This window comes from Pantoea sp. DY-17, from assembly GCF_019795975.1.
GTDB classification, from domain to species: Bacteria; Pseudomonadota; Gammaproteobacteria; order Enterobacterales; family Enterobacteriaceae; genus Pantoea; species Pantoea leporis.
This window is the reverse complement of sequence record NZ_JAIMIG010000008.1, coordinates 56,915-75,812: the sequence shown is the minus strand read 5'-3', so window position 1 is coordinate 75,812 and position 18,898 is coordinate 56,915. Positions and strand designations below refer to the sequence as shown.

General features: G+C 52.3%; 18 protein-coding genes and 3 pseudogenes. 14 read left to right on the top strand and 7 right to left on the bottom strand.

Annotation, left to right across the window (positions count from 1 at the left end; genetic code table 11):
- Positions 1 to 7 precede the first annotated feature (7 nt).
- Complete coding sequence (locus K5Y33_RS23155; protein WP_222185747.1) at positions 8 to 898, bottom strand: LysR family transcriptional regulator; 891 nt, start codon at positions 896 to 898, stop codon at positions 8 to 10.
- Between the two features lie 108 nt (positions 899 to 1,006).
- Between K5Y33_RS23155 and K5Y33_RS23150 the strand changes: the two genes are divergently transcribed.
- From K5Y33_RS23150 to K5Y33_RS23105, 10 genes and pseudogenes are all read left to right on the top strand, one after another.
- The gene (locus tag K5Y33_RS23150; RefSeq protein WP_222235226.1) at positions 1,007 to 1,675 is read left to right on the top strand and encodes an RraA family protein; all 669 of its coding nucleotides are present in this window, start codon (positions 1,007 to 1,009) and stop codon (positions 1,673 to 1,675) included.
- Positions 1,672 to 2,334, top strand: coding sequence for an RraA family protein (locus K5Y33_RS23145; RefSeq protein WP_222235225.1), 663 nt, complete (start codon positions 1,672 to 1,674; stop codon positions 2,332 to 2,334). The genes K5Y33_RS23150 and K5Y33_RS23145 overlap by 4 nt, the downstream gene beginning before the upstream one ends.
- Positions 2,334 to 2,963 carry an RraA family protein gene (locus K5Y33_RS23140; protein ID WP_222235224.1) on the top strand — a complete coding sequence of 210 codons (630 nt, stop codon included), beginning with the start codon at positions 2,334 to 2,336 and terminating at the stop codon, positions 2,961 to 2,963. Before K5Y33_RS23145 ends, K5Y33_RS23140 begins: the two co-directional genes overlap by 1 nt.
- Positions 2,960 to 4,171: a pyridoxal phosphate-dependent aminotransferase gene (locus K5Y33_RS23135; RefSeq protein WP_222235223.1), complete on the top strand. Its 1,212-nt coding sequence runs from the start codon at positions 2,960 to 2,962 to the stop codon at positions 4,169 to 4,171. Before K5Y33_RS23140 ends, K5Y33_RS23135 begins: the two co-directional genes overlap by 4 nt.
- A 549-nt stretch (positions 4,172 to 4,720) precedes the next feature.
- Entirely contained in the window at positions 4,721 to 5,725 is a 1,005-nt protein-coding gene (locus K5Y33_RS23130; RefSeq protein ID WP_222235222.1) for a GlxA family transcriptional regulator, read from the top strand.
- A 167-nt stretch (positions 5,726 to 5,892) separates the two neighbouring features.
- Complete coding sequence (locus tag K5Y33_RS23125) at positions 5,893 to 7,554, top strand: methyl-accepting chemotaxis protein (protein WP_222235273.1); 1,662 nt, start codon at positions 5,893 to 5,895, stop codon at positions 7,552 to 7,554.
- 26 nt (positions 7,555 to 7,580) lie between these two features.
- Complete coding sequence (locus tag K5Y33_RS23120; protein WP_222235221.1) at positions 7,581 to 7,907, top strand: hypothetical protein; 327 nt, start codon at positions 7,581 to 7,583, stop codon at positions 7,905 to 7,907.
- Between the two features lie 223 nt (positions 7,908 to 8,130).
- Positions 8,131 to 9,049, top strand: a pseudogene (locus tag K5Y33_RS23115) (DMT family transporter).
- A 176-nt stretch (positions 9,050 to 9,225) separates the two neighbouring features.
- Positions 9,226 to 9,637: pseudogene (locus K5Y33_RS23110) on the top strand (transposase); the annotation flags it as partial.
- A gap of 611 nt (positions 9,638 to 10,248) precedes the next feature.
- Entirely contained in the window at positions 10,249 to 10,956 is a 708-nt protein-coding gene (locus K5Y33_RS23105; RefSeq protein ID WP_370634161.1) for an RES domain-containing protein, read from the top strand.
- A 25-nt stretch (positions 10,957 to 10,981) separates the two neighbouring features.
- On the opposite strand, the gene K5Y33_RS23100 is transcribed toward K5Y33_RS23105, so the two are convergent.
- Positions 10,982 to 11,611 carry a DNA-binding protein gene (locus K5Y33_RS23100; RefSeq protein WP_222213578.1) on the bottom strand — a complete coding sequence of 210 codons (630 nt, stop codon included), beginning with the start codon at positions 11,609 to 11,611 and terminating at the stop codon, positions 10,982 to 10,984.
- 310 nt (positions 11,612 to 11,921) lie between these two features.
- Between K5Y33_RS23100 and K5Y33_RS23095 the strand changes: the two are divergent.
- Both K5Y33_RS23095 and K5Y33_RS23090 read left to right on the top strand, forming a co-directional pair.
- Positions 11,922 to 12,616: pseudogene (locus K5Y33_RS23095) on the top strand (Rpn family recombination-promoting nuclease/putative transposase); the annotation flags it as partial.
- A 22-nt stretch (positions 12,617 to 12,638) separates the two neighbouring features.
- Complete coding sequence (locus K5Y33_RS23090) at positions 12,639 to 12,872, top strand: hypothetical protein (RefSeq protein ID WP_222235220.1); 234 nt, start codon at positions 12,639 to 12,641, stop codon at positions 12,870 to 12,872.
- A 55-nt stretch (positions 12,873 to 12,927) separates the two neighbouring features.
- On the opposite strand, the gene K5Y33_RS23085 is transcribed toward K5Y33_RS23090, so the two are convergent.
- Complete coding sequence (locus K5Y33_RS23085; protein WP_222213582.1) at positions 12,928 to 13,173, bottom strand: DNA polymerase III subunit theta; 246 nt, start codon at positions 13,171 to 13,173, stop codon at positions 12,928 to 12,930.
- Positions 13,174 to 13,227: 54 nt separating this feature from the next.
- Between K5Y33_RS23085 and K5Y33_RS23080 the strand changes: the two genes are divergently transcribed.
- Positions 13,228 to 13,896, top strand: coding sequence for an SOS response-associated peptidase family protein (locus K5Y33_RS23080; protein ID WP_222235219.1), 669 nt, complete (start codon positions 13,228 to 13,230; stop codon positions 13,894 to 13,896).
- A gap of 156 nt (positions 13,897 to 14,052) precedes the next feature.
- Here the strand turns inward: K5Y33_RS23080 and umuC are convergent, their stop codons facing one another.
- The 3 genes from umuC to K5Y33_RS23065 form a co-directional block, all read right to left on the bottom strand.
- Complete coding sequence (gene umuC / locus K5Y33_RS23075; protein ID WP_222235218.1) at positions 14,053 to 15,315, bottom strand: translesion error-prone DNA polymerase V subunit UmuC; 1,263 nt, start codon at positions 15,313 to 15,315, stop codon at positions 14,053 to 14,055.
- 2 nt (positions 15,316 to 15,317) lie between these two features.
- Positions 15,318 to 15,695, bottom strand: a complete 378-nt coding sequence (locus tag K5Y33_RS23070) for a peptidase (protein ID WP_222235217.1) — start codon at positions 15,693 to 15,695, stop codon at positions 15,318 to 15,320.
- 349 nt (positions 15,696 to 16,044) lie between these two features.
- The gene (locus tag K5Y33_RS23065; protein ID WP_255610412.1) at positions 16,045 to 16,275 is read right to left on the bottom strand and encodes an EexN family lipoprotein; all 231 of its coding nucleotides are present in this window, start codon (positions 16,273 to 16,275) and stop codon (positions 16,045 to 16,047) included.
- Between the two features lie 412 nt (positions 16,276 to 16,687).
- Here K5Y33_RS23065 and K5Y33_RS23060 point away from each other — a divergent pair, with 412 nt between their 5' ends.
- A complete protein-coding gene (locus K5Y33_RS23060; protein WP_222235216.1) occupies positions 16,688 to 17,554 on the top strand; it encodes a hypothetical protein in 867 nt (288 codons plus the stop codon).
- Between the two features lie 218 nt (positions 17,555 to 17,772).
- Here K5Y33_RS23060 and K5Y33_RS23055 read toward each other — a convergent pair whose 3' ends face one another.
- The gene (locus K5Y33_RS23055; protein WP_222235215.1) at positions 17,773 to 18,033 is read right to left on the bottom strand and encodes a DUF2767 family protein; all 261 of its coding nucleotides are present in this window, start codon (positions 18,031 to 18,033) and stop codon (positions 17,773 to 17,775) included.
- Positions 18,034 to 18,898 lie beyond the last annotated feature (865 nt).

The window sequence follows — 18,898 nt, the reverse complement described above, 5'->3', positions numbered from 1 at the left end:
TGATACTTTAAGTTTGCTTGATAACCTCTATAAACATATCTACAGCAGGATTGTTTCTTGCGCTGGACCAGGCAACGGCGGTTGTGATGACTTTGATATTTTTGTCGAGAGGTAAAGTCACTATGTTTGCGGGGGACAGACGTTCCAGCTTCGAGGGAACGAGCGCGATGCCCTGGCCGCAGCTCACGAATGCTATCTGAGATGCAACAGATCGAACTTCATGAATTATCCGGGGCGAAAACCCCCGGTTATGACAAGCAGCTGTGATGCTGTCGTAAAAAACCGGGCTAACATGTCGGGCAAACATAACCCACTTTTCATTGCTTAATGCGTCAAGCGCAACGCTGTTTTTTCCGGCAAGAAAGTGGTCATGGGGAAGGGCAACAACCAGATTATCGCTGGCCAACGGCAGGGACGCGATATCATTACCAAGTGCGCCGGTAAGACGCGCAAAGGCCAGGTCAATGTCCCCGCTTTGCAGTAAGGGTATAGCCTCAGCGCTGTCTATCTCTTTAACCGAAATGGTCAGTTCTGGCACCGCTTTCTTCATTTTTTCCAGGTAGGCCGGCAGCACGTCAAGCATGGCCGTACTGATAGCCCCCACGGTAATAATGCCGGTCTGACCGGCAATCGCTTCGCGAATAGCCAGATCGAGTCGCTCAACCTGCCCGGCGAACTTTTTCACTGCAGGCAGGATTGCCTGGCCAGCGGGCGTTAACTGCACTCCTTTCCGGGACCGGTCAAACAGCTGGATTTTTAGCGAGCTTTCAAGCACCTGAATTTGCTGCGTCAGTGGTGGCTGTGTCATGCCGAGCCGTTTAGCCGCGCGGCCAAAATGCTTCTCTTCTGCCACGGCCAGAAACAGCCACATGTGTCTTAATATGCGAAAATTAATCATATTCCCTCGATATGTTTTTAATATTAAAACCATTTTCTTTAAGTATTTTACCTATCAGGATAGTTGTTCAATAGTGTGGTTAAATCAACCACCACCATGGATAACGCCATGTCATCTCATTCTCTGCTCGACAGGCTTGCCAGCCTTGATACCAATACGGTTTCCGATGCTCTCGATTTTCTGGAGCTTCCGGGGGCGACCTATGGCCTGCGCCCGCTATGGAACTGTCCAAAAATCGCTGGACGCGCCAGCACGATTCAGCTTGGCCCCAAAACCGATGCAAGACCTACCGTTCACCTCATCACGCCAGTCATCGATGCAATTACCACTGACGATCGTGTGCTGGTCATTGCCGGCGGTAAAGAGGGGATTTCCTGCTGGGGAGACATCATTGCAAATGCGGCAAAGGGTAAAAACGTACGTGGTTCAGTACTGGACGGCATGAGCCGGGACATTGAAGGCAGTGAGGAAATTGGCTATCCGGTTTATGGCCGCGGCATCACTATGATCAGCGCCCGTAATCGCGTCATACAGCTTGATTCCGGCAATCCGGTCACCATGGCGGGTGTTACGGTAAAAGAAAATGACTATGTGATCGCTGACCGCTGCGGAACGGTCTTTATTCCCGCTGAATTCATTGAAGACGTCATTAAGCAGGCTGAAAAAATCGCGCATCGTCAGAACGGCATGGTAGCCGCCGTTCGCGCAGGCCGTTCAGTAGCGGAAGTCATGCATGACAGTCAGTTTGAAGCGATTAACCAGGGTGAAAAGGCATGAGCGAAACAGAAAAGCAGCTCCTCGAGCTGTTCAAAGGACTTAATACCGCAGGCGTTTCTGACGCGCTGGATAAACTCGGACTGAGCGGACAGTGTTTTGATGTCATGCCACTTGATAACTACAGGCAAGCTGTCGTGGGTTTTGCCTATACCGTACGGTATGAGCCAGCCAGCAATCCTCCCGGAACCGTGGGCGATTTTATCGATGATGTGCCCGCCGGATATATGGTTGTCATTGATAACAACGGACGCACAGACTGTACGGTATGGGGCGACATCATGACGCAGGTTGCCGGCAGCAAAGGTATCGCGGGCACCGTTATTGATGGCGTATGCCGTGACGTGCATAAAGCGTTAGGTGACGGATATCCGATCTTCTCTAAAGGCCGCTTCATGCGCACAGGCAAAGACCGCGTGCAGGTCAATGCCATTAATCAGCCCGTATCGATCGGCACGGCGCGCGTGGAACCGAACGATATCGTTGTGGCGGATGCGAGCGGCGTGGTGATTGTCCCGCGCGACAGGGCGGAAGAGGTGGCAGGCGTAGCGCATGAAATTGAAAAAATAGAATCAGCTATCCGTCATGCACTTGTTGAAGATAAATCGCTGCGCCAGGCGCGCGAAGAGCTGGGGTACCACCTGCTGCAGAGGAAAGCATAATGTCACTTTATACAGAAGAACAGGCTCAACGCGCGCTGCAGCTTGGTAGCTCAACGCTGTTTGAAGCCTCTGGTCTGAATTGTGCCGTAGACCCGGCAATAAAAACGGTCTGGCGTGGCATGGGTATCGCGGCGCCTGCTTATCCGCTTGCCTGTTCTCCCGGAGATAATCTGGCACTGCATCTGGCGCTGGAAAAAGTGCCAGAGGGGAGCGTGCTGGTTGTGACAACGGATAACTTCATCGCAGGCTACTGGGGGGAAGTACTGACGGTCGCTGCGCAGGCGGCCGGCGTCAAAGGCCTGATTATTGATGGTGGTGTGCGGGATATCGCAGCCGTACTGAAACGCGGCTTTCCGCTTTACTCGCGCGGAGTTGCGGTACGCGGCACGATTAAAGCGAGCTACAAATCGGTTGGCGAACCTGTCAGCTTTACCGGTATTTCCGTAGAGGCCGGCGATTTGGTCGTTGCCGATGATGACGGTATTGTCGTTATCCCGGCGCAGGAGGTGGCGCGCGTGCTTGAGGCTTCTGAACAACGGGAGGTGAAAGAGCGGGCCATGATGCAAAAACTGGAAGCAGGCAGCACTACGGTTGATCTGATGGGCCTGGCCCACTGGAGAACTCAATGACAGCATATCAGCAGCTTAACCGATATCTGGAGCGCGGCAAGCCGTCCGCCACCTATCGCATAATGGACAAGGTGGCAGAACTGAAGGCGCAGGGCCAAAACATCATTTCACTGAGCGCCGGGGAGCCTGATTTCCCGACGCCAAAGCATATTTGTGCGGCGGCGATGATGGCTATTCAGAATGGCCATACCCGCTATACGCAGGTAGCCGGTCTCAGGGCATTACGTGAGGCCGTAGTGAATAAATTCCGGCTGGATAACGGACTTGACGTCAGCTGGCAGGAAACCCTTATCAGTAATGGCGGAAAACAGGTCATTTATAACGCACTGGCCGCTACGCTGAATGACAATGATGAAGTCATTATTCCGGCGCCTTACTGGGTGAGTTATCCGGAAATGGTTCAGCTGTGCGGCGGAACACCCGTTACGGTGGCCTGCGGGCAGGAAAGCGGCTTTAAGATTACGCCTGACTTGCTGGAGGCCGCAATAACCCTGCGTACGCGCTGGATTATTCTGAACTCGCCCTCCAATCCAACCGGTGCGGTGTACAGCAGAGACGAACTGGCGGCGCTGGGGAATGTTTTGCTCAGACATCCTCAAATTCTCATCCTGTCGGATGATATTTACGAGCATCTCATTTTTGATGACATCGAGTTTGCTACGATGGCGGCGGTTGTTCCTGCGCTCAGAGATCGCGCTCTGACGATGAACGGTGTATCAAAAGCCTGGGCCATGACCGGCTGGCGTATCGGGTTTTGCGCGGGGCCGCGCTGGCTTATCAGCGCCATGGAGAAGCTGCAGGGGCAACAAACATCCGGCGCCAGCTCCATTTCACAGCATGCCGCGCTGGCTGCGCTGACCGGTCCGCGTGATTTCCTGACCACTTCACGGCAGGCATTCTCAGCACGCCGTGATTTGATGGTACGCATGCTGAACAGCGCACCAGGCCTGTACTGTAGTACACCACAGGGCGCATTTTACGCCTTTGCTGACTGTCGTGCGCTGATTGGCAAAACGTCAGCGGCGGGTCAGTATCTGGCAACGGATGAAGATGTAGCAACCGCACTGCTGGAAGAAAAAGGTGTATCCGTCGTGCATGGTAGTGCATTTGGCTTGGGGCCTTATATTCGCATCGCCTACGCCATTGATAACGATCCTCTGGAAAAAGCCTGTCAGTTAATCATTGAATTCTGCGAAATGGTTAAGTAACCAAAAAGGAAGAGGCGTAAGCCTCTTCCTGTGTCGCGAACTCACAACATAAAGCGAGTCATAGTTCATCCGGAGCTACACCCGGCGCTGGAGCCCTCCTCAATTACTTTATGATGACGCTGCTGCATTGAGCAATACCTCTCGCCAAGCATGTTGATCAAAGAGCACCTGAATATCGATACGACGTGGGTTTTGCAGATGTTTTTTAAATGGGGATCGCAGGTTTGCTATATGCATGCGGTGCCTCTTCACTGGTCATATTAGTAAGTAAGCCCTTTAAGGAAAGCCCGGTACACCATATTTAGCGGATGCCTGCACATCATATGCTACACCGGCAGCCCTCCCAATTTTGTTTGAATATATAACACTAAGTGCTTATATAAATGTAAAAAAAATAACACTTATAATCAACCAGAGAACGGATATGAATATAATTTTGTGCGAAATATCGACTGTCACACTATTTTTTGCGATTTTTCAGTCTATAAAAAGTGAAAAAAGTAACAATTTTCAAGCAAATTACGACACCTTTCTTATACGGAGACAGCCATGCGTATTGCCATACTTGCTTTAGAGGGGAGCGTACTGTCCGCTATTGCAGGCCTCACAGACCTATTTTGGATAACCAATAAGGCGATTGCCGCCTCCCCAGAACATGCATCCAGGCTTCATCCGCAAACCTTTGAAACGCTTATCGTCAGCGCGGATGGCGCTCCGGTCTGGGATGCTGAAGGCAGACTCATTCATATTGACAGTTCCTTTAAAACGGCGGGACAGCCTGACGTACTCATTGCGCCGGGAATGTTGCTTGGGCACGACCTGCAGCCGTTGAATATGGCCAGTATCCGGCTTGCAGCGGACTGGTTCAGGAATATGTATGAGAAAGGCGTACTGGTCGCCGGAGCGGGCACTGGCAGTGTTATCCTCGGCGAAGCGGGATTGCTGAAGGGACGATCATATTCAACAACCTGGTGGGTCAGCCATATGCTCCAGGAACGTTATCCTGATGCCGTCTTAGCAAAAGGTAAAAAGTTTGAGGAAGACAGAGGGGTGATCACTACGGGAGGGTGCTTTTCGTGGATTTCCCTTGCCCTGCATATCATTGAAAAAGCAGCGGGGGCGGAGGTGGCCAGCCTCACGTCAGAGATGTCGCTGAAGGATAATGATTTGCTGCGGCAGAATCTGGACACGGTCTCCAGCCCTGTAGATAAAGGTATGTCCTTTCTGGTTCGCGCACAGGAATTCATCCGGTTTAAGAATCCCTCCACAAATGCCGCACAACTGGCTGCCGCTCTTGGTACTACGGAACGCACGCTGCAGCGCAGGCTTAAGGCGCTGTCGCAGGAGAGTCCTAAGGAATTTATTACAAGGATACGTATTGAGATGTCGTGCCCCATGCTTATCAGCACCAGCGTCAGTGTTCATCAGGTGGCTCTCAACTGCGGTTATTCTGAAGATACGGCCTTCCGTAAAGCGTTTAACCTGGCCATGGATATGTCACCTGCACAGTACCGTCAGTGGATGCGAGCCAAGAACTCTGGAGGTTTAAATTAGCATTGAATTACGAATGTCCATTATTTCCCCTGAAATCCTACATCAAAAAAAATGAATAATTAACAATAATAACAATCAGCTTTATTGAAATAATTGTTGAGGTTTTTTTGCCGATGGATCGGCTGTTAAATCCTTTTAATTGTAACTTTTACCAGGTGAAAAAAATAATGAACATTACGCAAAGGCTGACCCTGGCTTTTTTTTTACTCTCCGCTTCGCTCGTTGTGACCGGTATTATTTCAGTGCAACTGCTTTCCGGATTCCAGGATCGTTTTGAATACGTCCAGGATAATGCTATTCCTTCTATAAAGGACCTGGGGGAGCTCATGGATCGCAGCAACCGGCTTTCCCTGACGCTTTACCGGCATCAGAGTCAGACTGACAACGCGCGCATGCCGGCCGTTGAGAAGGACATTACGCAAAGGATCGCGGATATCCGCACGCTGGCGGACTATTACCTGAAAAACGATGTATCCAGCGATGAAGACAAAAAGATGACCGAAAAGGGGCTGGCCACAATCCGGCTCGTTGAGTCAAGGCTGCCGGCCTTCCTCAGTGCGTCCCGCGCGCATCAGGATGACGTTACGCTTAGCATGCTAGAGAACGGAAGCGGCATCGGCGGTGCCATCGCCGAGCTGAAAGAAGGGTATCGTCAACAGCTGGTGCTCAATATCTCGCTTTCAGAAGGGCTGCGCCGTATCAACCACGAGATTTTTAAGTGGACCCTCTGGGGAATGTCTAGCGGGGTGACGCTTGCTGTCGTGCTGCTTGGCACGCTGACCGTTTTCACCCTGCTGCGTATTCGCCGGAGCCTGCAACATATCAGTGAAATCATGCTGCACGCGGGTGACCGACTGGACCTGAGCGTGACGGCTGACGACAGCCGCAGAGATGAAGTCGGGGTCATGGCAAAGGCATTCAACCAGCTCCTGCTTCGTGTCAGTACCGCGCTGGACGCCGTCAGTACATCTTCCCATGCGGTAAGTTCGGCTTCAGCACAGATTGCAGCCGGCAATGAAGATTTATCCTCCCGTACCGAGCAGCAGGCAGCCTCGCTTGAGCAGACGGCGGCCAGCATGGCGGAACTGAGCGAAACGGTCCGTCAGACGGCCGAAAATACGCGTCAGGCGAGCCTGCTGTCCGGTAATGCTGCTCAACTTTCAGACTCCAGTGCGGCATCACTGGGAAGTATGCTGAATACCATGGCGGAAATCAGGAGCAGTTCGAAAAAGGTCACGGAAATTGTCACCCTGATTGAGGGCATCGCTTTTCAGACCAACATCCTTGCACTGAACGCAGCCGTAGAAGCTGCGAGGGCTGGAGAACAGGGCAAGGGCTTCGCCGTTGTCGCGGGGGAGGTACGTAGCCTTTCCCAGCGGTCTACGCAGGCCGCACGCGAGATAAAACACCTCATCGATACATCCTATAACCTTGTGGAATCCGGCGCCATTCAGGCCGAGGCGGTTGAGGAGAATATGTCGGAACTTAAGACAGCGTTCCGTCAGGTCAACGATCTGGTCAGTGACATTGCGGCCGCGGCAGAAGAGCAGAATACCGGCATTACTCAGGTGCACCTCGCCATCAGTCAGATGGACGATGTTACCCAGCAGAATGCGGCGCTGGTAGAGGAAGCGTCCGCGGCCTCCGCCTCGCTTCAGGATCAGGCGCAGACGCTTTCTGGTCTGGTCAGGCAGTTTTCTCTTCCCGGCATCGCAGGTGTGGAGTCAGCATCGCCAGAAAGTGTTATTCCTGTTGAACCCACTCGTCTGCACGTACCGATCCGATCGTCTTACAGCAAGCCTGACAGCGCGAACTGGCAGCGTTTCTGATGGGTGCTTTATTTCATGGGGAAATCATGGATATTAATGAATTCATTAAACACGGTAAGCATCATCGCGAGCTGATGACGCAGTTTGAGCAGGTAAATATCCTGCTTCACCAGCTGACCGATGGGAATTATCAGTCTCTGGATGTTTACATGAATAACTGCAATCATCTCCGGGAACAGATTAACTCAGCTATGAGCTTACTTCGGAACAGGGAATTTGAAGAGTATCTGATTCAGCATGACGCCCCACTTTATTACAACCTGCAGAGCGTCATGCTCGCCGTGCAGATGCTGAAAAATTTACTGGAGAACCTGGCCGGAACGATGAAGCGCTCAGTGCTCGAATGCGCCTGACATAGATGAACGACAGCCTGACTCTGGAGGAATGCATTCCGGAGTCAGTGCTGTAAAACAGTGGTTGTACGCAGACGGACTGCCTGATTAGGGCGCCAGAGCCAGGGATGCTGTATGCTTTGAATAACCCAACTTTCTGCCAGTAAACTGCCATTAACGGCAGATAATTTCTTTGAAAGCGGGATAGCGTAAACATACCAATAAAAAACAGGACTTAGACCCGATGGGCGGAGCATCGACAGGCATTTCCATGGAGGTTCTGGCGGCGCTGAGTTCAACATTAATGCTGGCCTGCGTTAAAGGTCTAGCGGGGGGCTGCTCCGGTAGGTGAAGTGATTTTTTTCCGTTTTGTTGGGGCGTTGTTGCCCATGCTGTTCTGGCTCAGCCGGAGTGGAGGTGTGCTTGAGGGAATACGTACACGAAATATTCCGGGCCATTTTCTGCGCGGCCTTGCCGGAACCGGCGGTATGTATCTCAGCTACCTGTCTCTTTTATACATTTCTCTTGCTGACGCGACCGTCATCAACTACTCAGCACCGCTTTTTACCGTCATTCTTGCCGCAGTCATACTCCGTGAAATGGTCAGTTTTCAGCGCTGGATAGCTGTCATCGCCGGCTTTGCGGGTATACTGATTATGCTCTCCGGTTACCTATCGCGGACGCAGGCATCGTTATCATTCGGCGCGGGGCCGGGGCTACTTCTTCCGCTCGGTGCGGCCCTGTGCACAGCTGGCGCGTCCGTTCAGATCCGCTATCTGAACCAGCGGGAAAAACCTGGCGCTATCGCGTTCTGGTTTGCGGTTATGACGGCGTCGACTTCACTCACCACCTTAGCGGGTGGCTGGAAACTGCCCGAGGGGTACCAGTGGCTGTTGCTGACGGAGTGTGGCTTGTTTGGTGGCATCACCCAGATCCTGCTAACACTGAGTCTCCGTTATGCTGATGCTTCACTCCTGGCGCCTTTTGACTACACCACACTTATATGGTCAGTGCTGATCGGATACATTGCGACCGGCACCTTACCCGATACCGTAACGTTTGCAGGCACAGGCCTGGTGGTGGCCGGCGGATGTTATGTCTTCATCTCAGAACACCGCAGGCGGTGCAAACCGTCTGCAGCGGTGGAAGCCTCACAAGAATGAAGGTCAGGGGCAGTTAATATGCTCAAACTGGACTGGCATATGGATTTTTTCATTTCTGTAACCTGCGGTGGTGATCATTAGGGTATGGCATATTTTGCAAAACACCTTCGAAAGCTTCCCCAAAATTTTAAGCTATTAAAATCCTATTGATGCTAACTTTAATTGTCCGCCCCCCCTTTGACGGCAAAGTGGTGAGCAGGACGATCGGAACGCGGCCGGACGCAAAGCTGGTGAATACCATGCTGGATGATGCGATCGATACGCTCACAGAAATGAAAAGCCGTTGATACACAGCGACAGAGGCAGTCATTATCGATGGCCGGGCTGCCTTGATCGTATCAACTTGTCGGGACTTATAAGGTCCATGTCGCGCAAAGTTTGCTCATCGGATAACGCAGCATGCGAAGGTTTCTTCGGGCGGATCAAAAATGAAATGTACTACGGCAGAAACTGGGCGGGTGCAACGCTGGAAAATTTTATGTGCTTCCCGGTCAGGTACATACGCTGGTATAACGAGAAGCGTATTAAAATCTCATTAGGTGCATTGAGCCGGTGAAGTACTGGCAGCATCTGAGGATTTCAACATAATCAGTCCAACAAAATATCCGCATCTTCGAGGCGGACATCTGAATTTAGCCGCTACAGCCAAAATGCACACAATGTTATTTATGTTAAATATCATATAGTTAATGTAATATCGTTATCTGGCATCTATTCTTTCCTCCCTGCTTTTGCAATCAAATAAATAATATTCAGGCCACATAGCCCCTTCCCTGCTTCCGGAAAAGCGCATAGCCATCAGCGCGTCGCATGAAGTCACAACTTTCTGACGCTGATCCAGCACCAGAAGTTCCAATTACTAATGCAGGTTACAGAGCTAAAATTGCTATTGGTAAGCCTGATTTTTGAGCAGGATTATCTATAGCAATTGGACACACATCCACTCTCTTTATGCCGTTTTCGTGCTGTATGTTTACTAAGCCTCGATTACCACGATTTAGTTGCTCTCTTTGTCAATCCTTTTAAATAGAAGCCATATAAATCATATCGTTGAAACTACGTTCCACAGAACCTAAGATGCGGATGCCCTTAAAAAGGTAAGTGGCTTACGGGCAAGCACGTAAGCCAATCAATTCCCTATATCCCAGTAATGGTGAATGTATGGCTCAAATAATTTTTGAAAGAAACAGAGGTGTACCGTGGCTACAAGAAAGAGAACGAATGGAGATTCCATCCATGAGCAGTTAAACCAGTTAGAAATGCAGGGGCGTGTTCCAAGTAACATTCGTGAGAAAGGCACTAAACAAATGCGCTGGCAATGGGACGAATATCCTTCAGGTGTTCATTATGGCGCACCGATGCCCCCAGAACCGTTAGGTCGCTACAACGACCCTACGGGCCGCACAGGTATCTGCTACGCCGCAGATAACGCCGCCGCTGCAATAGCTGAATCGTTGGGAAGAATCTACCAACGTGACCCGGAGAATTTTACTCTTGGTTTGAGTGATTTACACAAGGCTCAGATGTATACGCTAGAGACGACTCGTGATACGAGAACCATCAACATGACGAAGTTGCAGGGTATGTTGCATATTACTGCTGATCAGACGATGGGTGATCGACAGGACATTACACAAGCCGTTACCGATTGGGCTGCGAACACTCCAGGGTTACAGTATGACGGAGTTTCGTATAGTTCCAGACATTACGGTGTGGGGATGTGTACTGCCTTCTGGAAACGTGAGGGGGAGACAGGCCCCTTAGCTGATGTCATGAATAGTTCCGTTTATTCACATGTTGATTCGAACCCAGATAATTTCCCTCAAAACTGGCAGGAAGAAAACATTGATGGATTTGAGATTGTGGTGGAAACACTACAGTTTGATGTGACTGCAGATGATTCGTAAATAAAAGGCCCTAAGGGGCCTTTTTTCAATGGGAGGCCTGACGACCGAAGAGAGCGGCTTGTTTTCGGATCTCTTTCATGTGCTCACCTGCCGTGCCGTATTTTTTTAGCGCATCAATGACATTTAAATTTTTTTCATCATCGAAAAAATACATTGCAGTCAGGAACGAGGTTTTGGTGACTGGGCTAAAATCTCCAAGCAACAATAATACTTCTTCCAGCCCTTCAACCATGCGGTTTCCATCAAACTGGAATGCCGGGAATTTGCTCTCGCCTCCTACCTGCACTGCCAGTAATTTGTTTGCTTTCAGTCGATTGTTAATTGTCTGTCTTCTTACACCGAGGATGTCAGCTGCTGTACTTGCCCGGCATGTTCCGCCAAGTCTTTTCAGACGCTCTGCAAATTTGACCGCGCTTTCATTTAGATGATCCATTTTGCGTTTTTCACGCGGCGACATTTCAGAAGACCGGTCTAGTTGGGTTTCAAAAAAAAGTTTAGCCAGCTCGTTATCTGTCATGTTGCGAGCGGTGGTTAGCTGTTTTTTTTCAGCTAGTTTTGCCACTAACTCAACTGCCAGATTTGATAACCGGTCAACCACGACCATTTGCTCTGCTGGCAATGGTTTGCGGGATTCTTTTTGAATAGTGCTAGTCATATTCACCTCTCTTTGACACTTAGATTAGTCACATTAGAGTAAAGTGTCAAATAAAAGCGACTTAAAAATATACAGCCTGAACCGGCGTGTTGCCGCAACAGGGTGTACTCCCACTCTATAGGCTTTTTCCCGTGGATTTCATTTAACTGAGTTACCCTAATGCGATACCACTGAGGCGATAATTTAAAAGCCCTAGTCACAGGTATTACATCAATCCTTTACGGGCTCTTGTAGTAGAAAAATGCGCTGAAGGCAGCCTAATGTCCGATCGCCAATCGGGCCCAAGCTGGATTCTGGCTGATTCATGGAGAAAGCCTACTTCAGCCATATGCTGATCCAAAGCCTGAAGACTGCAGCCGGCGACGGCTACATTCACGTGCTCATCGGGCACCTGTCGACGCCCGACCGCCGCATTGCGTTCCGCCTGATGCGCTACGCCGTGGCCGCCATGCAGCGCCACCTCGACGCTGGCCATAAAAAGCTGCCGCTGGTCATCCTCTTGCTGTTCTACACCGGACGGCGCTGGCCGAAAGCCTCTACGGCGCACCGTTCCCGCTGGTCGACGTCACGGTTATCCCGGACGAGGAGATCATGAACCACCGCAGCATGGCGGCGCTTACCCTGCTGCAAAAGCACATTCACCAGCGCGACCGTGACGACCTGCTGGACCGGCTGGCCGCCACCCTGATGGCCGGTCACCTGACGGGACAGCAGCTGGTTTCGCTGATAAACTACCTCGTACAGGCGGGCGAAGCCGACGATGCCGAAGCCTTCGTACGCAACCTGGCGCAGAGAGTGCCGGAGCATGAGGACGAACTGATGACGATTGCACAGCAGCTTGAGCAGAAGGGCCTGGAGAAAGGGCGCATGGAAGGGCGTCAGGAAGGGCGGCAGGAAGGTAAAATGGAGGTTGCCCGCAACCTGCTGGCAAAAGGCATTCCGCTGGAGTCGGTAAGGGAACTGACCGGGCTGTCAGACGACGATCTCGCAAAAATTCGCCACTGATTTGTCCGGGGTAAACGAAACCATGTCCAATGAACTGACGAAATTAATTGACGGCGGCGCCCAGGCTCTGTCGCCCTGGCTGCCGGCAGGGTTACGCACGTTGCTGAATGACGGCGCTCATCTGATGAACTCATGGATGGACATGAATCAGGTTACAGAGCTGACCGGCGTGATCGTGATTGCAGGGCTGTTTATTACCGGGCTCTCGATGATCGGCATTATGCTGGGATCGCCAGCCTCATCGCATCAGAAGTAAACCGGGCCCCTGCCAGGGGGCTTATGTCCATACCTGCCCCGGACGTCATCGCCTTTCATTCTCCCTTCGGTTCCTTTTGATAAACCGGATCGGTCCCGCGCGGGAACTGCAGTGCCAGATTACGGTAATACTGCAGCCGCTCCCTGAAGTATTCACGCAATTCCTCTGGCTGCTGCCTTTCAGCTTCGGCCGGGATAACGGGAAGGTTAAGGCGCTCTTTGTACGCCACGCCTGAGGCGGCAAGATCCACGTTGACCTTTGCGCGTTCTTCCGTGCTTCGTGCGGCTAAATTGTGTTTCATGTTAAATCCTCCTGACGTCAGTATACCCCGCTATCCTTACAGCAGGAGGTGTCTATGTGTGGACGATTTGCGCAGTACAGCAGCCGTGATGAATATTTTGACGCACTCGGACTGAAACCAGACGAAATCACGTTTGATCCGGAGCCCATTGGCCGCTTCAACGTGGCGCCAGGCACAAAGGTGCTGCTCCTCAGCGAGCGTGAGGATGCGCTGCACCTCGATCCCGTGTTCTGGGGTTACGGCCCGGAGTGGTGGGATAAGCAGCCGCTCATTAACGCACGCGGCGAAACGGCAGCGAGCGGCCGCATGTTTAAGCCGCTGTGGAACCACGGGCGCGCCATTGTGCCGGCTGACGGCTGGTTTGAATGGCAAAAAGAGGGCGGGAAAAAGCAGCCGTTCTTCATCTACCACAGAAAAAAACATCCCCTGTTTTTTGCCGCCATCGGTAAGCAGCCTTACGGACAGGACCACGGTAAGGAAGGGTTTGTCATTGTGACCTCATCGAGCAACCAGGGCATGGTCGACATCCACGATCGCAGGCCGTTAGTGATCGCTGCTGACGCCGTCCGTGAATGGCTGAGTGCTGACACCACACCACGACGGGCAGAAGAAATCGCACGTGATGCGGCCATTCCGGAGAAGGACTTCACCTGGCACCCCATAAGCGCGAAGGTGGGCAACATCCATAATCAGGGTAGTGAGCTTATTGAACCCGTTCAGTAAGAAATACTTCATCCTCGTAAACAAGTAATGAGCAGGCGTACCGAAGCACTAAACCTCTGGCGTAAAACAAAAGCGGGTTGAAATGATTGTCTCCGCGGCATTTACTCAGTATTTCCGCTAATAAGAATGGTGTTTAAAGAATCGTCCGGAAGTGATTTATTTGATCAGTGGAATATCACTGAGTCGCGTCGTGTATCTGGGCGAGAGCATTTCTCTTTTCATCTGCCAGCTGCTGTCACGCGCTCCCTGCCCTGCAAACCAGACCTTTCCCCTCCCGGAACGATTTATCTTATCGAGAGCTGACATCAGCGCATCGGCGTTTGCACGCGGCTGCTGTTCGCTGAACATGTCATACTGCGCCACACCCGACTGATAAAAATCGGCCAGACTGACGCCGGCTTTTGCGTACCGGTAGCCTTCCCGCCAGATAGTGCTGAGTCCACTGAGCGCTAACTCAATAATATCGCGCGTGTCATTCGTGGGATAATCGCTGATGCGTGAGGCTGTGTTGGAATACTGTGGCTCACTTCCGTGACGTCCGGTTGCGATCGACACGCTAATGTGTCGGCAGTGTGACTGCTGCTCCCTGAGCTTCTCTGCTGCGCGGGTGGCATAAAGTACGACAGCCTGCTGCATATCCTCCAGATGAGTAACGCGCTGGCCAAACGACCGGGAGTTGACGATCTGCTGTTTAGGTAGCGGTGCATCCTCAAGGGCGAGGCACGACTCACCGTTGAGCTCCCGCACGGTGCGCTCAACGATAACGTCAAAGTTTTTACGTATCATACTGACGTTGCTGTCCGCCAGCTGCAGGCCCGTGTTGATGCCCAGCTGATTCAGCCGGACGCTGATGCGCCGTCCGATACCCCAGATGTGGCTGACGTCGATCAGCTGCAGCAGCTTCCGCTGCCGGCTCCGGTCGGAGAGGTCTACCACGCCGTTTGTCTGCGTCCACTTCTTCGCTGCGTAGTTGGCAAGTTTGGCCAGCGTTTTAGTCGGCCCAAACCCAACGCCGATAATCAGCCCGGTTTCCTGCCGGATGCGCGCGCGCATCTGCTGCCCGAACGTTTCCAGCGGAATGAGGCTGCCAATGCCGGTGACGTCAAGGAAGCTTTCGTCAATGGAGTAGACTTCCTGCCCGGCTGCCATCTCCCCCAGTATGGCCATCATCCGCGCCGACATGTCGCCGTACAGCTCATAGTTGGAGCTGAACACATGCACGCGATTCTCACGAAAGAAGCGTTCGTTCTGGAACAGCGGAGCGGCCATTTTAATACCCATGCGCTTCGCCTCTGCCGAACGCGCGATAACGCAGCCGTCGTTGTTGGATACCACCACGACAGGCCGGCCCCGAAGGTCGGGCCTGAATATGGTTTCACAGGAAGCGTAAAAGTTGTTGGCATCGGCCAGGGCAAACATGGTCACTCTCCCGCCGGTCCGCTAAACCCCAGGCCGGCCACATCGGTGAGGGAATAGGCCACAACGCCCCAGACGGGCAGCGGTTGGCTCACATCGATAAGCGTGACGGTCTCATCCGCATCCAGCGCCTGCAGGGCGGGAACGGGATTGAGAAGCAGACGCCGTAGCGACAGCTCACCGTCGACCTCCGCCACGATAAGCTGGCCATGCGATGGCATCAGCGCACGATCGATGGCCAGCACTGAACCTTTCACGATGCCGGCGTCAGGAAAATCACTGTCGCTGCGCATCAGATAGGTCGAATAGGGTGACAGATGAACGAGGTCACCAAGATTCAGACGCGTCTCAACGTAATTCTGTGCGGGGCTCTGAAAGGCCATCGTTATGCTCCCTTCTTACTCATTAATGTCTGCAAAATCCCGGGCATACGTCCGGTTTTGTGAGCCAATGGCAGGAGAAAAAACCGTATTGTACTGTCCGCAGTAATTAACCATAACCGCGTGATTTACGTTCGCCAGTTCAGACCGGGCTTATAGTTACAAAATCAGGCGATCACTCAGGTGTTTGGCCATGAATGATGCAAACCAGTATTTTAACGGGTCGTGATAGCAGGACGTAACAATGTGACAGACCTCAGCCTGTCAGAGGTCTTTTCTTTTGCAGTGCGAGCGAATTAACGAACGATCGGAAAGGGGCGAAATAAACAGCCCGGCAGCGCCGGGGCAGGATTTACCAGCTTTTAACCGGACTCTTTGTGAAAGAGCCGCCATGGACGGTGGCATCTATGGCATTACGGCAGTCTTCAGTGCCGCGCGGATCGGAGGATTTTCTGCACTCCTCAAATTTAGCTGCCCGCTCATTATCGTGCTCTTTGTACCAGTCAATGCTCTTCGCGCTCGCATCGCAACCGGCAAGCAGCATGGTGGCCAGTAAACTCATTGACAGCAGTCCAGTTTTCATCACGTCTCCCTGTTAAGAATAGCTACAGCAATTACAGACGGGCAGCATACGCTTTTTTAAAATTCATTACCTGAACCCTGTTTCCGCCGGATCCGCTTTCTACATGATTAGTTACTTTCCCGGAAGCGTAGCACGCGCCGCCGGCGGGGAACAGCGCCGTTCAGCAGCCGCGTCCGCCCGGCGCGCCCCGTATGTAGTGCCTAGAGCAGCTGAAACAGCCACTACATGTAGTTATTCGCGCAAAAATCTGCCGCCGGGGAGACAAGATCCGGTTCTGCCGGTAAACCGCAATGAGCGTGAGAGGAAGCCGAAAAAAATAAAAGCACTGTCATAACGCTTTCACTGAAATCAATATGATGTCATATTGATTTCAGTGGAGTCACAATGAAACCAAAATGACAGAGGTAAGATAATGCCGTCGATTAACATACGCAACCTGCCTGACGATCTGCACGAGCGCATTTCCCGCACGGCCTCAAGATCGGAACGATCTCTGGAAGGTGAAGTGCGTTACGCACTCGCCAATGCCTACCCGAACAGCACCGGTCTTACACTGAAGCAGGAATGGATGCAGGCCACAGCCGAACGCCTGCGTCAGCTTCACTTTCAGCTTAAAACCGACAACTTCTGGCGTCATCACCGTAGTCCGGGCACGCTGACAGAGCTGGCCCGGCAGATCGGCGAAGATTCACCCGCCCGTCTTCTGGCCTGGATGGACGGGCATGAACCGATCACGTTCGAGGGTGCGAAGCGCATTGAGGCATTTACCGGCTGCAGCGCCGACTGGCTTATGGACGGCACCAGTGACATGTTTCCGGTCGAAGATATTGGACATTACACCGGCTTTTTCCTGCCGGAAACGCCCGGCAACTACGAGTTTCACCTTATCCGCTACGGTAAAGGCGACGGTCTTGTCCCGCTGCACGTCATCCGTTACAACAGCGTTAACGACTCGTTTGCTTCCGGGCAGATGATGGGCCGCTTTTATCTCGGCATGGGTATGGGTAGCACCGGCACGGGTAACCTTAAGCGCTTCCTGATCTTCCTTAAAAAGCACAGCTGGAAGCTGAAACTGCGCTCCTATACATACGATCCGGCAAACGAAGAAGCAGGTTCGCATCATCCGACTCACATTCTGGACAGCGACAGACTGAACGAAAATAACTGGCTGGATCGCCTGTTTAAAGGGCAAATCACAGACAGCTGGGCCGATGAGTTTAGCTGGGTGCTTGATGAGGTTAAAAACGCGCCAGTCGGTTCGCCTGAGGAAGACGTTTAGGCCCATAGTCAGCACGTAGCGCCATGAATTCAGCAGGGTGACGGGAAACATGGCATGGTCGACATCCATGATCGCAGGCCGTTAGTGATCGCTGCTGACGCCGTCCGTGAATGGCTGAGTGCTGACACCACACCACAATTAACGACTTACCAGATGAATCATTACGCCTGAAAGTTCAAGTTATCGTCAAACAAGGCATCTTATGACATCCGGCGTCATCAGTGAACCCCGCCGTCGCCGTCACGATGCGGCCCCATGACTTCCCGGGCAGGATAGATTTCCAGCGTCTCTGTCGCGCTCTGCATAAGCGTTTTCATCTCCGGCGACCACGCATCCGTTCTGGCCAGCTCTTCACGGATGAATGCGGCAATCCGCCGCCGCGTGGTTTCCAGACCATCGTTGGCCACCGCCATAACGACAGCACCGATTAGGGTGTAAACCTTCACTATGTCCGCATGCTGCTGTTGAGTCACCTGCATGACACTTACCTCTCAGATGGAGCCGGACGGGCGAGCAGCGCGCAGCCTGTCCACTGTATGCCGCGTCAGCGGCATGGAGGCGCCAGAAATCGTTAAGGACCACTCTAATGCCATTGGGCGCCGTGAGCCCGGCAGAGCCGGTTACAGGCTCAATGGTGGCGAAAGCCCAACCCCTCCCTGTCAGACGCCGTTTAAGCAGTGGCCTTTCAGTCGCGTATTAGTCTGATGGTCGAAGACGAAAGATACAGACCGCGGGCCTCAGTATTACAGCAATTCTTGTGGTAGTTACATCATCCATCTATAAAGCGATTCTGTTCCGGCCCTCTGGGCCGGGGCGGCGGCGCTTTTCAGGGTGGGTTTCGCTCGGTGCTGAGTGGAGTCTGTTCTTAATGGTTTCACTCATGTGATCACTGAGTTCGGTGTAGATGCAACTGCTGCCTTTTGCCCGCAATTTTGCGGGAGCTACCTTTAGACGCGAAGCGGCTGTACCGAACCGGCGCGAACGCCAGTTCGCTGCGAGGGCGGGCATTTAATTGTCCACAGGGCGCAGCCGTATAGGTTTTATTTTTAAAGGTAAGTAATAACGGATCTTTAAAAGAAAGGAGATCGTGTTTTTAAAGGGATCATCGAGGTTTGTAAAAATCCCGTTCAGTGGTTAAAACCCTCTCCGGCCTGAAGATAAAATACATAGCCTCTCGTGGTTAATGTGGATAACTCAGATACGGTGATTGCGGACGTGAGGTCGGCGTGCTTTTGTGCGCCGGATCGCATTCCGGCTGTCTGGCTAAACGGCGGATGTGGATGATATTTGTGCGAAAGGCGTTTTGCAGGCGTGGGGAGGCCTCCGGCGCAAACCGGATAGCTG

What these genes read in the sequence shown, in the direction of transcription:
- K5Y33_RS23155 (WP_222185747.1), bottom strand. Translation starts at nt 898, where the DNA reads ATGATTAATTTTCGCATATTAAGACACATGTGGCTGTTTCTGGCCGTG.
- K5Y33_RS23150 (WP_222235226.1), top strand. Translation starts at nt 1,007, where the DNA reads ATGTCATCTCATTCTCTGCTCGACAGGCTTGCCAGCCTTGATACCAAT.
- K5Y33_RS23145 (WP_222235225.1), top strand. Translation starts at nt 1,672, where the DNA reads ATGAGCGAAACAGAAAAGCAGCTCCTCGAGCTGTTCAAAGGACTTAAT.
- K5Y33_RS23140 (WP_222235224.1), top strand. Translation starts at nt 2,334, where the DNA reads ATGTCACTTTATACAGAAGAACAGGCTCAACGCGCGCTGCAGCTTGGT.
- K5Y33_RS23135 (WP_222235223.1), top strand. Translation starts at nt 2,960, where the DNA reads ATGACAGCATATCAGCAGCTTAACCGATATCTGGAGCGCGGCAAGCCG.
- K5Y33_RS23130 (WP_222235222.1), top strand. Translation starts at nt 4,721, where the DNA reads ATGCGTATTGCCATACTTGCTTTAGAGGGGAGCGTACTGTCCGCTATT.
- K5Y33_RS23125 (WP_222235273.1), top strand. Translation starts at nt 5,893, where the DNA reads ATGAACATTACGCAAAGGCTGACCCTGGCTTTTTTTTTACTCTCCGCT.
- K5Y33_RS23120 (WP_222235221.1), top strand. Translation starts at nt 7,581, where the DNA reads ATGGATATTAATGAATTCATTAAACACGGTAAGCATCATCGCGAGCTG.
- K5Y33_RS23100 (WP_222213578.1), bottom strand. Translation starts at nt 11,611, where the DNA reads ATGACTAGCACTATTCAAAAAGAATCCCGCAAACCATTGCCAGCAGAG.
- K5Y33_RS23090 (WP_222235220.1), top strand. Translation starts at nt 12,639, where the DNA reads ATGTCCAATGAACTGACGAAATTAATTGACGGCGGCGCCCAGGCTCTG.
- K5Y33_RS23085 (WP_222213582.1), bottom strand. Translation starts at nt 13,173, where the DNA reads ATGAAACACAATTTAGCCGCACGAAGCACGGAAGAACGCGCAAAGGTC.
- K5Y33_RS23080 (WP_222235219.1), top strand. Translation starts at nt 13,228, where the DNA reads ATGTGTGGACGATTTGCGCAGTACAGCAGCCGTGATGAATATTTTGAC.
- umuC (WP_222235218.1), bottom strand. Translation starts at nt 15,315, where the DNA reads ATGTTTGCCCTGGCCGATGCCAACAACTTTTACGCTTCCTGTGAAACC.
- K5Y33_RS23070 (WP_222235217.1), bottom strand. Translation starts at nt 15,695, where the DNA reads ATGGCCTTTCAGAGCCCCGCACAGAATTACGTTGAGACGCGTCTGAAT.
- K5Y33_RS23065 (WP_255610412.1), bottom strand. Translation starts at nt 16,275, where the DNA reads ATGAAAACTGGACTGCTGTCAATGAGTTTACTGGCCACCATGCTGCTT.
- K5Y33_RS23060 (WP_222235216.1), top strand. Translation starts at nt 16,688, where the DNA reads ATGCCGTCGATTAACATACGCAACCTGCCTGACGATCTGCACGAGCGC.
- K5Y33_RS23055 (WP_222235215.1), bottom strand. Translation starts at nt 18,033, where the DNA reads ATGCAGGTGACTCAACAGCAGCATGCGGACATAGTGAAGGTTTACACC.